This is a genomic window from Microbulbifer guangxiensis (assembly GCF_021729075.1).
Taxonomy (GTDB): Bacteria; Pseudomonadota; Gammaproteobacteria; order Pseudomonadales; family Cellvibrionaceae; genus Microbulbifer; species Microbulbifer guangxiensis.
In genome coordinates this window covers 23750-36540 of sequence record NZ_JAJSAQ010000001.1, presented here as the reverse complement: position 1 = coordinate 36540, position 12791 = coordinate 23750, and the positions used below count along the sequence as shown (strand labels likewise).

Annotated in this window: 11 protein-coding genes and 5 tRNA genes; 4 read left to right on the top strand and 12 right to left on the bottom strand. The window is 60.1% G+C overall.

Translation table 11 applies throughout. The features are described 5' to 3' along the window. Nucleotides 1–22: 22 nt before the first annotated feature. Complete coding sequence (locus tag LVD12_RS00185; RefSeq protein ID WP_237064712.1) at nt 23–808, bottom strand: RES family NAD+ phosphorylase; 786 nt, start codon at nt 806–808, stop codon at nt 23–25. Then, the gene (locus LVD12_RS00180; RefSeq protein ID WP_237064710.1) at nt 805–1170 is read right to left on the bottom strand and encodes an MbcA/ParS/Xre antitoxin family protein; all 366 of its coding nucleotides are present in this window, start codon (nt 1168–1170) and stop codon (nt 805–807) included. The genes LVD12_RS00185 and LVD12_RS00180 overlap by 4 nt, the downstream gene beginning before the upstream one ends. A 198-nt stretch (nt 1171–1368) precedes the next feature. Between LVD12_RS00180 and LVD12_RS00175 the strand changes: the two genes are divergently transcribed. After that, nucleotides 1369–2349, top strand: a complete 981-nt coding sequence (locus tag LVD12_RS00175) for a zinc-dependent alcohol dehydrogenase family protein (RefSeq protein ID WP_237064708.1) — start codon at nt 1369–1371, stop codon at nt 2347–2349. A gap of 538 nt (nt 2350–2887) precedes the next feature. On the opposite strand, the gene LVD12_RS00170 is transcribed toward LVD12_RS00175, so the two are convergent. The 7 genes from LVD12_RS00170 to LVD12_RS00140 all read right to left on the bottom strand — a co-directional run bounded on the left by LVD12_RS00170 (nt 2888) and on the right by LVD12_RS00140 (nt 7896). Continuing rightward, nucleotides 2888–2964, bottom strand: a tRNA-Asp gene (locus tag LVD12_RS00170). A gap of 25 nt (nt 2965–2989) precedes the next feature. Next, nucleotides 2990–3065: transfer RNA gene (locus tag LVD12_RS00165), tRNA-Val, on the bottom strand. A 149-nt stretch (nt 3066–3214) separates the two neighbouring features. Then, the gene (locus tag LVD12_RS00160; RefSeq protein ID WP_237064706.1) at nt 3215–5596 is read right to left on the bottom strand and encodes a DUF6351 family protein; all 2382 of its coding nucleotides are present in this window, start codon (nt 5594–5596) and stop codon (nt 3215–3217) included. Between the two features lie 1030 nt (nt 5597–6626). Next, nucleotides 6627–7253, bottom strand: a complete 627-nt coding sequence (gene cysC, locus LVD12_RS00155) for an adenylyl-sulfate kinase (protein WP_237064704.1) — start codon at nt 7251–7253, stop codon at nt 6627–6629. 163 nt (nt 7254–7416) lie between these two features. Further along, nucleotides 7417–7492, bottom strand: a tRNA-His gene (locus LVD12_RS00150). Between the two features lie 231 nt (nt 7493–7723). Then, nucleotides 7724–7800: transfer RNA gene (locus LVD12_RS00145), tRNA-Arg, on the bottom strand. Nucleotides 7801–7819: 19 nt separating this feature from the next. Further along, nucleotides 7820–7896, bottom strand: a tRNA-Pro gene (locus LVD12_RS00140). Between the two features lie 336 nt (nt 7897–8232). On the opposite strand from LVD12_RS00140, the gene folD reads away from it, so the two are divergent. Genes folD through LVD12_RS00125 form a run of 3 tightly spaced genes read left to right on the top strand, consistent with a single transcriptional unit; the run spans nt 8233 to nt 10870 of the window. Next, nucleotides 8233–9078, top strand: a complete 846-nt coding sequence (gene folD / locus LVD12_RS00135; protein ID WP_237064701.1) for a bifunctional methylenetetrahydrofolate dehydrogenase/methenyltetrahydrofolate cyclohydrolase FolD — start codon at nt 8233–8235, stop codon at nt 9076–9078. 29 nt (nt 9079–9107) lie between these two features. Next, entirely contained in the window at nt 9108–9800 is a 693-nt protein-coding gene (gene rsuA / locus LVD12_RS00130; protein WP_237065868.1) for a 16S rRNA pseudouridine(516) synthase RsuA, read from the top strand. 44 nt (nt 9801–9844) lie between these two features. After that, nucleotides 9845–10870 carry a class I SAM-dependent methyltransferase gene (locus LVD12_RS00125; RefSeq protein WP_237064700.1) on the top strand — a complete coding sequence of 342 codons (1026 nt, stop codon included), beginning with the start codon at nt 9845–9847 and terminating at the stop codon, nt 10868–10870. A gap of 46 nt (nt 10871–10916) precedes the next feature. Here LVD12_RS00125 and LVD12_RS00120 read toward each other — a convergent pair whose 3' ends face one another. From LVD12_RS00120 to LVD12_RS00110, 3 genes are all read right to left on the bottom strand, one after another. Then, the gene (locus LVD12_RS00120) at nt 10917–11372 is read right to left on the bottom strand and encodes a hypothetical protein (RefSeq protein ID WP_237064699.1); all 456 of its coding nucleotides are present in this window, start codon (nt 11370–11372) and stop codon (nt 10917–10919) included. A 69-nt stretch (nt 11373–11441) separates the two neighbouring features. Next, nucleotides 11442–12212 (bottom strand): class I SAM-dependent methyltransferase, encoded by a 771-nt coding sequence (locus tag LVD12_RS00115; RefSeq protein ID WP_237064697.1) that lies wholly within the window; start codon nt 12210–12212, stop codon nt 11442–11444. Further along, on the bottom strand, nt 12212–12682 hold the full coding sequence (locus tag LVD12_RS00110) for a free L-methionine (R)-S-oxide reductase MsrC (RefSeq protein WP_237064695.1): 471 nt from the start codon (nt 12680–12682) through the stop codon (nt 12212–12214). Before LVD12_RS00110 ends, LVD12_RS00115 begins: the two co-directional genes overlap by 1 nt. Between the last annotated feature and the right edge of the window lie 109 nt (nt 12683–12791).

The window sequence follows — 12791 nt, the reverse complement described above, 5'->3', positions numbered from 1 at the left end:
ATATGTGGCAAATGCAACCAGTTCAGGCTGGCTCTGGGAGATCTCCCCCAACAGTAAAGCTGGCCTGCAGGAATTCACGAGTATCGACCTGGCCGCCGCTCTTGACCAGGAATGTCACCCGGTCTTCACTCGTTTCAGCGGTGACATCCGCCTCCTGCGCAGGTGCCCGATTCAGCAGAGTGCGGGGCTCGAACAGGGCAACATTGATACCCTCGGTACCTCCAGTTTTCAGAGAGATGAGGCCCGACTGAAGTGCGCGGGCGGAAAGGAACTCTATTCCTTCAATACCCTGCTCACGCAACTGGGCCCCGAGCTTATGGCAGAAGCGATAGTCAGACGGATCTGTCAGAGCTTGCCTGTGGTCCTCCCAGGCGGTGCTCTGCAGAGCCAGGCCCTGCTGAATCCGGTATTTGGCTGAGAAGACATTGTGGTAGCTGGTGATCGGATGCGGAGGAGGCTCGACCATGTCCCGATAAAACCGCAGTCGGTAAAACGCCGCCTCGGCGAGCACGGTGGCTACGCTCTTGCTGCCATAGAAAATCCCGTTTTCTGACGGCCGGCCGAATCGAGAGCCCCAGGGTAGTGGTGGGTAACGAAACGGAGTTGCGAGCAGGTAATGAAGATCCTCGCTTCCGGGCAATCTGGCGGGTTTACTGCGCTCGAGCAGGTCCTCCAGCACCTGCTGTTTCTGCAGGTTATCCACCAGGCTGCGCGTGGCGACTTCTTCCTGAGATTCGACGATCCGGTAGAGCTTTCCCAGCAGCCTGCGCCGGGTGGACCTGATCAACTCTGAGATGGACCGGCTCACACCTTGCCCCGCATGGCATCGAGGTAGTTGACGATCCTCACCAGGCCGTCAATGCGGGTAGCCAATATTCTGGGTACTCCATTTAGGGCACGGTTTTCAGTCTGGAACCAATGTCGGGCGCCCTCTTCCCCACCCATCAGTACGAACGCGGACCGATAAGCCCGCACCAGTAACAGGGCCAGCTGCCCCGGTGCACTGTCAGGGTCCAGTTCGGCTTTGCGACGCAGGGTGCGGTCATCCAGGTGAATGATATCGCCAAGTTCCCGCTTCCTGAGGCCAAGCTGCTCCCCCGTTCTGAGCAATGCTTCGAGCAGGACGGCACCCTCGGTGGGGCTGGGATTGACGGATGCTGAAGTGCTCATGGGTGCCTCCATTACGCTATTGTCCGAAACATAGCTATAAATCGGACATCTTGCAACCTGTTCGGATCAATCCTGCGAACAGTTGCTGATATCAGCGCCAGTGATGTCAGTTCATCACGACTGATGAGTGGCCTGTGACCGCTGCTATGCATTAGATTCAGGCGCAATGTTGGCAAGCACCAGAGAAGGAAGCCAGAAATGCTCAAAGCAGAATATCGGCAACGAGGCCCCGTGCCGCAGGATGTCATTGAGGCGGTCGCCTTCGAGAAACCAAAGCTCAATCAGGGCGAGGTCCTGATCGAGCTGCTCGCAGCGCCCATCAACCCTTCCGATGTGCTTACCCTGACCGGGGAATACGGGATGTTGCCACCCCTGCCCGCGGTTGGCGGCAATGAAGGTGTTGGCAAGATCGTCGAGCTGGGTCCCGGAGTGAATGCGCCGGCTATCGGCCAGACAGTGTTGCTCCCTGTGGGGTGCGGTACTTGGCGGACGCATCTGGTTGCCCAGGCGGACAAGCTGGTTCCGCTGCCAAATGAGGCGGATCCCAAGCAACTGTCGATGGTTTCCATCAATCCACCCACGGCGTCTCTGCTGCTGAGTGAGTTTGTGGAGCTGAAGCCCGGTGACTGGGTCATCCAGAATGCTGCCAATTCGGGAGTTGGCAGTTACCTGATCCAGCTGGCAAAGATTCGGGGATTAAAAACAGTGAATATCGTGCGCCGTGAATCCCTGATTGCGACGCTGAAAGAAGAAGGCGCAGACGTGGTACTGGTGGATGGCGAGGATCTGGCAGCTCGCGTCAAGGAAGCCACCGGTGGCGCACCAATCCCGCTTGGCATCGACGCGGTTGGTGACACTGCGACGGGGAGGATTGCCGATTGCCTGGCGGAGGGAGCCACTCTGGTCAACTACGGCATGATGAGCGGTAAGCCCTGCAAGGTCTCCCCGGCCTCACTGATTTTCCGTGGCATGACGCTCAAAGGGTTCTGGCTGGCCAAGTGGTTTGAGAATGCTTCGCCGGAGGAGCAGATGGCGGTTTACGGAGAACTGACCAAGCTGATTGCCTGCGGGAAACTAAAGGCACCGATCGATAGTGTGTTCAGCGTGAAAGAGATCAAGCATGCGGTGGCGCTGGCGGCTGGGGGCAAGCGGAATGGGAAAGTATTGGTAACGGCTTGAGGTATTGAGAGTGATGACGACGGGGAGGCCGTTTCGAATCTGCTATAGCAGCAATTCAGCCTTCAAGCTGCCCCGTTCTCACTCTGGCGAAGGCCGGGAGCCAAGCTTGGGGATTCACCAGAACTCAGTTCGGGGGTTCTGGATACCGGCCTTCGCCGGTATGACGAGGGGGTAGCGGTTGGCCTCGAACCCGGAAACTAGTAGCAAATTCAGCCTTCACGCCCCCCCCTTCGTCACCCCGGCGAAGGCCGGGGGCCAGGCCTGGGGACTCAGCAGAACTCAGTTCCGGGGCTCTGGATACCGGCCTTCGCCGGTATGACGAGGGGGTGGCGGAATCGAACTCGAGAAGTAGTAGCAAATTCAGCCTTCACGCCCCCCTTCGTCACCCCGGCGAAGGCCGGGGTCCGGAGGGGGCTTATTGATGAGAAAACTTGCCACGGCTTGGCGCCTCCCTGTGCGTCAGCTTTCGGGGGGATTAGTGACTCTCTGACAAATACGAAAAAGGCCCCTCACTTTCGTGAGGGGCCTTTTTCGTATTTGGCGGACCGGACGGGACTCGAACCCGCGACCTCCGGCGTGACAGGCCGGCATTCTAACCAACTGAACTACCGGTCCTCGGTAGTGCATCTCCCGCAGGAGATGGTGGGTGGTACAGGGGTCGAACCTGTGACCTACGGCTTGTAAGGCCGTCGCTCTCCCAACTGAGCTAACCACCCATGTCGCTTTCGCGTCGCTCTGTGGTTTGGGGCCTTGCCCCTCGAGCGACGCGCATCATACCCGATGCAGTTCGGGTGTCAATAAGAAATAAATACGCGCCAACTAAGATTTTCCCGAACGTTCAAAGCATAGACAGATTGTCTCAAATTCAATCCCTCGCACCCTCCTCCATCGGCATGGAAACGGACACGGGCTGTTCACCCGGCGCCGGCTCAACGGGCTCACCCTCGACCAGGCTATCCAGGACCTCACGGTAATCCGGGGTGATCATGTGGCCGGCTATACGCACCGGTTGCCGGCCCGGAATCAGGTCTTCCGATGGCCGGGCCAGGTCCGAGGCGCTGTAGTCGCAGACACCGGTGGGAAAGATGCGCTGCATGTCCACCATTCTCTCGGCGACGGCCTGACTCAGCTCACCGTATACGCCCTCGGCCAGGGCCTGCTCTACCGGCTGCAGGTGACACTTGAACACATCATCGGTGATCGGCGCACCAGCCACTTGCCGCGATGTGCGGTAGGTCGGATAGGCCTCCATGCAGGCACCGCTGGGCCTGCCATTCCAGGCGCCATCCCAGACATTCGTCCCGGCTGCAATGATGTTGCCCTCCTGGTCGAAACACTGGTCACTGGCATCCCGCGGGCGGTTGGCGGCCACTCCGGCCTCGGGGTTGTCCATGATGTTCAGCATCCAGCGGTCCATGGTATCCAGCGCCTCATCCAGCGGCGTGTAGTCCTTGTGGGCTACCCAGATCAGCTGGTTGTCTGCATGCCCGCGGGCCCGCCGCATGCGCTCGCGGGCGGAGAAAGACGCCACGCTGTGGTGCATATCCAGTTCGCCGTCCAGGTAGTGACGCAGGTCGATGATCGGGATTTCGGCATCGCCAAGGAAGACATGGCCCGACCGGTAAATACCCTCGATCGCCTCCAGGCTGGCGCGGGTGCGGGGCGCCGGCCTGTCCAGGCTACCGATATTCATGTTCTGCTCGCTCCAGACCGACAGCTCTGCCGGGAACAGGTCGCCGTTCAGGAACCACAGTTTCTCCCCGCTCTGGTCGATCGGGTCCTTCCAGCCGCCGATACTCGCATTCAGGCGCAGGAAGGTGTCGATAGAGATCTGCCCGGCGCGCAGGGCCGCAAGACCGTACTGGACCCCCTCGTTGTCCCAGGCACTGTTGGCGTAGCCGGATTCGCCGGCGCCATAGAACTGGCGCAGGTCTTCCCAGTGCGTCCAGTGCGTGCGCTCCGCCACTTCGTCATCGAAGTAATTGCTGAAGTGGGCAAAGTTGGGGTTGTTGACCAATGGCACCAGGCCCCGCCAGCCCTGGGTGCATTCGGTGGCGCCCTGGGCTCCATCACGGTATCGGCCGTCAAACAGTGCCGCAGCAGTTTTCAGGGTGCTGAATCGACTTTCCACTTCATTACTGGCCGAGAGCCCCTGAATCACCGTGCGCTCACGGGAATCTTTCCAGCGCGGGTTATCCGCATCCAGCACGTCGAAAAAGTATTCCAGCGGTTCGCAGTCAAAGACGTAGATGGTCTGCGTCACCATGTCCGGATAGGAATAGAGCGGTATCGCCGCGTCCAGCAGGCCCGGGGCATTCTGGGCAAACAAGTATTGCTGGATGGCACCACCGGAGCCGCCGAGACCGACCGTGTAGAGGGGCTCGCCATAGAGAGCCTCGAACTGCTTCTTGAGCCGCCGCGCCGTATCTTCCGCCAGCCAGATGTTGTAGTGGTTACTGGTCTGATTGGCCGTGGAGTAGACGATCGCATAACCGCGGGCGAGCTGGTCTGCACGCCGGGAAACGATGTCGCCTTTGCTGATGTCGCCCTGGCGGCGCCCTACCCCGACACCACCGCGCATCTGGTAGATCAGGCGCCGGTTCCAGTTAGAGGGGCTGGGTCGACTGGCGGTTTCGCCGTCTCCTCTGAGGGCAGCGATGGCGTAGTGATAGCGGTTAATGGTCCCGGTCTCGAGCCGGACGATGAAATCGGTCGTGCGGCCGTTCACCGTCACCTGGTCGATATCACCATTGGCTTCTTCGAGCAGATGGAAGTCGCCATCGGTGGTGCTGCGATAGTAATAGGTGACGGCAGTGGCATGACTGCAATCCCGACTGTAGCCGATTACTTCGTCGGTCAGTTCCCCGTTCTCATCCTGGGCAAACACAGGCACGCCTTCCCCGTCATGATTATCGATCAGGGGCTGGCGCTTGGTGACGCTGTTTTCATCACAGTAAAAGGGGTACGTGGAAGGACCGGCGAACAGCGTTTCCACGGGGCCTATTTCACCGATGGTGATCGGGAAGGGGTAATACTCGGGCGGCCGGGGCATCACCCGCGGATGCGGGCCATCATAGGCAGGCATTGGCTTGTGGTTAAGAGCGCCCTCGGGAACCCCCACCACCGGGGCTTTGGGTACTCCGGGAATTCTTGGCAACTCCTGGTAGCCGTACCAGACACCGGCACCCAGCGCCAGAAAGAACGCAATCACGATGCCAGAGAGTATCCGTCCTCTCCGTCCTGCCATATCCGCCTCCAGACTGCTCTCACGCCCTCGACACACCTTGAGTATATGTGCCCGGAGCGACCTCCACCGCGGGCTGGCGGGTCATGCAACATGTGCGCAGAGATACGCGAACCGGTGGCGCAGCGGAACTTCAGGGGGAGTGAAACGGTGTCTGGGGATGGGAGGTTTTGTGAAGGAAAACGACTGCAGAGGTGCAGGGAATCGGGGAAAGAAATTCGATTCAGGGGGTACTGCATTGACGCGCAGAAAAATTCCGCCGCCACTGAGACTGGACCCCGGCCTTCGCCGGGGTGACGACTAACCCCTGGTTCGACTTGCCTGCGCAGACCGGCAGGCCGTGGTGACGATTACCGGTGGATTCGCGGCACCGATGCGGCCCGGCTGTTTGCAGTGACGCCTATTGATTGGTTCTTGGTTGATTCGTTGTGGCGGACCAGATCGACAACCCGGGGGGGATGATTATCGATGGACTCGTCGCATCGGTGCAGCCCGGCTGTTTGGGGTGACGCCTAGTGATTGATTCGTCGTAGCGGACAAGATCGGCAGGCCGGGGGGATGATTATCGATGGACTCGTCGCATTGGCGCAGCCACGCTGGCCAGAGTGACGACTTTTGATTGATTCGTCCTGTCGGACCAAATGGGCACCCCGGGGTGGCGATCATCCATTGATTCGTTGTACCGGCTCAGGCCGATAGAACGAGGGGGCCGAAAAACTCGTCATACCAAGCCAGACTGACATCCCGGCGTGACAATCAATAGAGGGGTTCGTCATGCCAAGCCAGACTGACATCCCAGCGTGACAATCAATAGGGGGTTCGTCATGCCAAGCCAGACTCACATCCCAGCGTGACAATCAATAGGGGGTTCGTCATGCCAAGCCAGACTCACATCCCGGCGTGACAGTCAATAGAGGGATTCGTCATGCCGGCGCAGGCCGGCGTCCAGGGACCACTGCAAATGACATTCCGAGGCGCAGAATGCCAGTCGGCCCCGGAACAAGAGGTACCGGGGCTCCAGACAGAAGTTCGATCAGGCGATGATGCCGCGCGCCTGCAGGTTGGAGAGAATCATCTCCACTTCCTGCTCCAGGGTCATCTGGTCAGTACGCAGGTGCAGCTCCGGTGCCGCCGGCGCCTCGTAGGGGTCGTCGATCCCGGTGAAGCCGCGGATCTCACCAGCGCGGGCTTTCTTGTACAGGCCCTTCGGGTCACGGGCCTCGGCTTCCTCCAGCGCGCAGTCGACGAACACTTCCAGGTAAGGCAGGTCCGCTTCCAGGTGCATACGGCGCACCATCTCGCGATCTTCACGGTAGGGGCTGATGAAGCTGCTCAGTACCACTACACCGGTGTCGGCAAACAGTTTGGAGATCTCGCCAACCCGGCGGATGTTCTCCTGACGGTCTTCTGCAGAGAAACCCAGGTTTGCGTTGATGCCGAGGCGGATGTTGTCGCCATCGAGGCGGTAGCTCAGCACACCACGGGCAGTCAGCGCCTTCTCCACCGCCACCGCCACGGTGCTCTTGCCAGACCCGGACAGGCCGGTGAACCAGAGAGTCACGCCCTTGTGACCCAGCATCTGGGCACGGTTCTCGCGAGTGACCTCGCCGTCGTGCCAGTGAACATTGGTTGCCTTACGCTCTACAGTGGTGGTGGACACTGGATACCCTCTAAATCGTTGGTCTTGTCTATTGGTTAGTGAGCGGCGGAGTTTACCACCAAATTCGCCCTTTTGCGCCTGCGCGGAAAGAACACCGCTGGCGAACAGACACAAAAAAGCCCGGACATGCCGGGCTTTTTTGGGGTCCCGAGGGACCGGAATATGGGGTGGCCGACGGGGATCGAACCCGCGACCTCAGGAGCCACAATCCTGTGCTCTACCAACTGAGCTACGGCCACCATTAATCGTGACAAGTAACGACACCTTGTGGCAGTGCCGTAATAATTCCTCTTGTACAGAGAAGCGTCTACCGAGCGAGCCCGGCAGGGTCGCAACGGTCGTTTGCAAAGCACTGCTTTGCGACCGTTTCGACGCCCATCAGCTGCGCTGATGGGCCGGAATAGTCCTGCGACTACGGGCTGGCAGAGGGCTCAGTCGAACCTGCCAAACCATCGCCACCTTCAAAAGGATGGCACGCCCGGCAGGACTCGAACCTGCGACCATCCGCTTAGAAGGCGGATGCTCTATCCAGCTGAGCTACGGGCGCAAGGAAACCCGGTCGAATCTGGTCGGGGCAGAGGGATTCGAACCCCCGACATCCTGCTCCCAAAGCAGGCGCGCTACCAGACTGCGCTATGCCCCGAAATCCCATTCTCTGCAGGAAGTGCCTGCGAAAACCTGCATAGCGCCGTTTTCAAAAGCCCGCCTCCCTGACGAGGCGCGCATAATACTCAGGGTCCCGGGGGGAGTCAACGCCGCTAAGCTATTCTTTTTGCACAGTTTTCATTGTAGTGGTCAAGCGGTGACCAGGTAGGGAAATTATTCGCGGCCTGTGACAAAATAGCGCCCCTCGCAAACCCGTGCCGGAATCGACCCGGGACCTTCATTCAGCTGGTCCTGCACCGTGAATCCTGTCCTGTGAACCACAGGCACTCCGGCATCCGCCCAAGATCTTTATTGACTGTTTTGAGATATCCATATGTCTGCACTGGTTCTCGATGGCAAGGCCCTGGCTCAGAAGACCGAGGAAGAACTGTCCGCTCGCGTGGCAAAGCTGAAAGAAAAGAGCGGCGGCCAGACGCCGATCCTGGCCACCATTCTGGTGGGTGATGATCCCGCATCCGCCACTTACGTGAAGATGAAGGGCAATGCCTGCCGCCGCATCGGCATGGACTCTCTGCAGGTTGAGCTCCCCGCCTCCACCACCACGGAAGAACTGCTGGCCAAGATCGGTGAGCTGAACGAGAACCCGAATGTACACGGCATCCTGCTCCAGCACCCGGTTCCGGCACAGATCGACGAGCGCGCCTGCTTCGATGCCATCGACCTGGATAAAGATGTCGACGGCGTGACCTGCCTCGGTTTCGGTCGCATGGCCATGGGCGAGGAAGCCTACGGCTGCGCCACACCCAAGGGCATCATGCGCCTGCTGGAGGCCTATGAGGTGGAGCTGGAAGGCAAGCATGCCGTAGTCGTTGGCCGCAGCCCGATCCTTGGCAAGCCCATGGCCGCCATGCTGCTAAACGCCAACGCCACCGTTACCATCTGCCATTCCCGCACCAGGGATCTGGCTGACCACATCCGTCGTGCGGATATCGTGGTCGGTGCCGTGGGTCGCCCGGAATTCATCAAAGCCGAGTGGATCAAGGACGGCGCGGTGGTGGTCGATGCCGGCTACCACCCCGGCGGCGTGGGCGATATCGAACTGGCGCCGCTGGTGGACCGCGTGGCCGCATACACCCCGGTGCCCGGCGGCGTGGGGCCCATGACCATCAACACCCTGATCTACCAGTCCGTGGATTCCGGCGAGCGCAAGATAGGCTGATTCCCTTGGGCAAAGGTCATAAGAAGGACATGCGGCTGGACAAGGCCGTCAGCCAGGTCACGGATCTGTCCCGGGCTGATGTGAAGCGGGCTGCCAGGGCCGGGCGCATCACCGTCAATGGAGAAGTGGTTGGCGACCCGTCCGCCAAGGTCGGCGAAACCGATGAACTCTGCCTCGACGGCGAGCCGCTGCAGGAAGTCGGTCCGCGCTACTTCATGCTGCACAAGCCTCTGGGCTATGTCAGCGCGACCAAGGACAGCGAGCACCCGACGGTGCTCGACCTGATCGATGAGCCCAACAAGCAGAAACTGCACATCGCCGGCCGACTGGATATCGATACCACCGGCCTGGTACTACTGACGGATGATGGCCAGTGGTCCCACATGATCACCTCCCCCCGCCACCACTGCGACAAAACCTATTACGCGATGCTGGCAGAGCGGATCGACGAAAGCGCGGTGGCGAAGTTTGCCAAGGGCATCTGGCTCGATGGCGAAAAGAAGCGAACCAAGCCAGCCAAACTGGAAATCCTGTTTGCCAACGAAGTTCGCCTGACGATTGGTGAAGGCCGCTATCACCAAGTAAAGCGCATGTTCGCGGCCCTCGGTAATCGGGTGCTGGAACTGCACCGGGAGCGCATCGGGGATATCGTGCTCGATGAGGAGCTGGTCGAAGGCGACTATCGTCCGCTCACCCCGGAAGAAATCGCATCCGTCACCTGAGCCAGCCCTCAAACGCCCAAGGATAATCCTGCCCGGAAATTTCCATGTCCACCCTCCTCCAACAACTGCTGCTGGAAAACCCGTCGGAGACCCTCTGGATCGCCGACGAGAACAGCAAACCGCTGCTGCAATCCGGTTTTTCCTTTGATGGCGACCTGCTCAGCAACCGCTGGGATATTGCCCGGCTGGCGGAAGGCAAAGTGCGGCGCAGTTTTTTCAATGATTTTCGCCTCGAGGAAGCCGAACGCCATTATCGCCGTATCGTCTACCCGGTATCCAAGGAGAAGGCGGTCGTCCACCATGTGGTCAACGAATGCCACCAGGCGCTGGGCATTGGTGGGGAGCTGGCGTTACTGGGTGGCAAGCAGAGCGGCATCAAGACCTATGCAGCGAAGGTTGCCAGCTGTTTCGACTCCGAGAAAAACCTGCAGAAACACGGTAATGAATACCTGAGCCTCAATCCGCTCCACAGTAAGCCCGCACCGGAAAAACAACTCGACGAGGACAATTACCCGGAGCTGCGGCCGCTGGAAAAACTCGGCGGACTGCTGAGCAAACCCGGGCTGTTTGGCTGGAACAAGATCGATACTGGCAGTGCCCTGCTGGCAGGCACCTTTGCAGAACACCGACCGGCGGATAGCAGCAATGTGGTAGACCTCGGCTGTGGCTACGGCTACCTGAGTACGCAGCTGGCAACCCTGGGCGACTTCCACTTCACCGCGACAGACAACAACGCCGCTGCGCTGATCGCCTGCCGCGAGAATTTTCACCAGAGAGAGGTTCGGGGCACGGTCGTACCGTCGGATGCCGGCACGGAACTGGGGGATAACATCGCGGACTGGCTGATCTGCAACCCGCCCTTTCACCAGGGCTTTCAAGTCGAAGGGGACCTGACCAGCCGCTTTCTTCGCAATGCCGCCAGGCTATTGAAAAAGAGTGGCTCGGCGCTCTTTGTGGTCAACGAATTTATTCCCCTGACCAGGAAGGCCGAGCCCTATTTCGGCGGAGCGAAGCAATTGCTGCGAGAAAAGGGATTCTGCGTCTACCGTCTCGAAGGTCCGCAAGCCTGAACACCAGGCGTGGCCAGAGTCACATAGCACCTTCGAGAATCGGGAATCAATAATCCCGCAAGTTGAACAGGTTCATCGACAGTGTGTGCTCTTCGAGCTGCTCCAGCTCCAGCAGCCTCTCGAAGGTATCCCGGGCAGAAGGGGTATCCGCATCCAGTAACAGATCCCGGTAGTGGTCCGCCAGATAGACCTCGATATCCATCGCCAGTTTGGCGATTTCGTCCAGGTCGTTCAGGTCGACATTGCGCAGCCGCTGCAGGAATTCCGGCTCACGCCCCTCCGGTGCAAACTGCACCCAGGTCCTGAGGGCGCCCGGCTTCACATCGTGGAGCAGGTTGTCGAGGGTGTGGGCCATCGCCTCTTCCCGGCGATGCAGCTGGTCCAGTAACAGTTCGATGCGCTGGTCGGAGACCAGCTGTTCGTATTCCCCGTACTGCTTTGCCAACTGGGCGTGAAACGCCTTGTCCTCTTGAATGACGTCGCCGACTGTTTTGTAGCGCATGCAGCTGCCCCGAAAAGAAATACCTCCCATTCAGTATAGGCACGGGGACTGAATAGCCGCCAATAAACCCTAGCACCGCAGCCTGCGGAGCTGACTGACAAGTCGACAGCTGGAGCTGGATGGATTGATCGCGGCCGGAGCCCGCTGGAGCAGCTGGCGACGCTCCAGTGGACCGGCACTCGCCGCCAGCACGCAGTTTTCGTAGCCGGGCAGCTGGGCGGTCCAGTTGCCACCAAGTTGCTCACGGATGTCCGCAGAGCGCCAGGCACTGCCGAGCAGTTCACTGCGGCTGCCAAAGTTGGCGATGATGACTCCCGGCCGCTCGCCCGTTCCGTCACTACCCCGGGCCAGCTGCAGCAGCTGCTGGCACCAGGCTTTATCTGCAATCACCGCTCGCTCGGCCTCGCCGCTGCCATGACCGAACAGATCGTCGATGACCAGGTCAAATCCCGGCCTGCGGGGATCCTGCAGGTATTCCGCTACAAAAGTGCGGGCATCAGCGCAGACCAGCTCGGTGCTTCGTACGCCAAAATGATCCCTTGCCACCGCCAGGTGGACCGGATCCAGGTCGACACCCATCACCATATCCGGGGCCACGAAGCGCTGCAGCAGGCGAATCAAGGCACCGCCACCGACACCGAGCAGCAGCACCGAGCGGACACGTTCAGGGGGCAGGAAAAAGGTGGGCAGGAAAAGCAGCTCCCAGAGGGAGCCCTTCAGCGGATCGCGTTCATTCCACTGGGAGTGGAAAACGCCATTGCTGTACAGGCGGACACTGGCACCATGCCGGCGCACCTCGTAACGGGTGTCGCCGGCTTGCAGCTGCCAGACCAGCGCCATCAGGCGCCGGAGAGATCGCTGTTTTGCAGGAGCACTTCGGCAAAGCCGCGCAGCCCCGCCAGGTCCTCCTCCGTGAAGCGTGCCACCGACGGACTGTCGATATCCAGCACGCCAAGACAGCGGTCACCATCGTACAGGGGGATCACCACCTCGGACGCTGACACGGCATCGCAGGCAATGTGTCCGGGGAACTGGTGCACATCCTCGACCAGCTGCGCCTCGCCGGTAGCGACCGCCGTGCCACAGACTCCGGCGCCCACCGGGATGCGTGTGCAGGCCGGCTTACCCTGGAACGGCCCAAGGCGCAGTTCATCGCCGCAGAGAAAGTAAAACCCGGCCCAATTGATGTCCGCCAGTTCCATGAACAGCAGTGCACTGGCGTTGGCGGTGTTGGCCAGCCAGTCGCGCTCTTCAGAGAGCAGGCCCGCCAACTGGGCATTGAGGGAGGAATAGAAATCACTGGAGGACATGTGAAAATTCCGAATTCTGTTCTGGCTGGTAGTTGGTTGCCAACCCGGCAAGGATGCTGGGAGTAAAGACTGCCCTTGGGGCAGCAGGGCCAGACGCGAAGATGGGGGC

What these genes read in the sequence shown, in the direction of transcription:
- folD (WP_237064701.1), top strand. Translation starts at nt 8,233, where the DNA reads ATGTCTGCACTGGTTCTCGATGGCAAGGCCCTGGCTCAGAAGACCGAG.
- LVD12_RS00115 (WP_237064697.1), bottom strand. Translation starts at nt 12,212, where the DNA reads ATGGCGCTGGTCTGGCAGCTGCAAGCCGGCGACACCCGTTACGAGGTG.
- rsuA (WP_237065868.1), top strand. Translation starts at nt 9,108, where the DNA reads ATGCGGCTGGACAAGGCCGTCAGCCAGGTCACGGATCTGTCCCGGGCT.
- LVD12_RS00175 (WP_237064708.1), top strand. Translation starts at nt 1,369, where the DNA reads ATGCTCAAAGCAGAATATCGGCAACGAGGCCCCGTGCCGCAGGATGTC.
- LVD12_RS00120 (WP_237064699.1), bottom strand. Translation starts at nt 11,372, where the DNA reads ATGCGCTACAAAACAGTCGGCGACGTCATTCAAGAGGACAAGGCGTTT.
- LVD12_RS00180 (WP_237064710.1), bottom strand. Translation starts at nt 1,170, where the DNA reads ATGAGCACTTCAGCATCCGTCAATCCCAGCCCCACCGAGGGTGCCGTC.
- LVD12_RS00160 (WP_237064706.1), bottom strand. Translation starts at nt 5,596, where the DNA reads ATGGCAGGACGGAGAGGACGGATACTCTCTGGCATCGTGATTGCGTTC.
- LVD12_RS00110 (WP_237064695.1), bottom strand. Translation starts at nt 12,682, where the DNA reads ATGTCCTCCAGTGATTTCTATTCCTCCCTCAATGCCCAGTTGGCGGGC.
- LVD12_RS00125 (WP_237064700.1), top strand. Translation starts at nt 9,845, where the DNA reads ATGTCCACCCTCCTCCAACAACTGCTGCTGGAAAACCCGTCGGAGACC.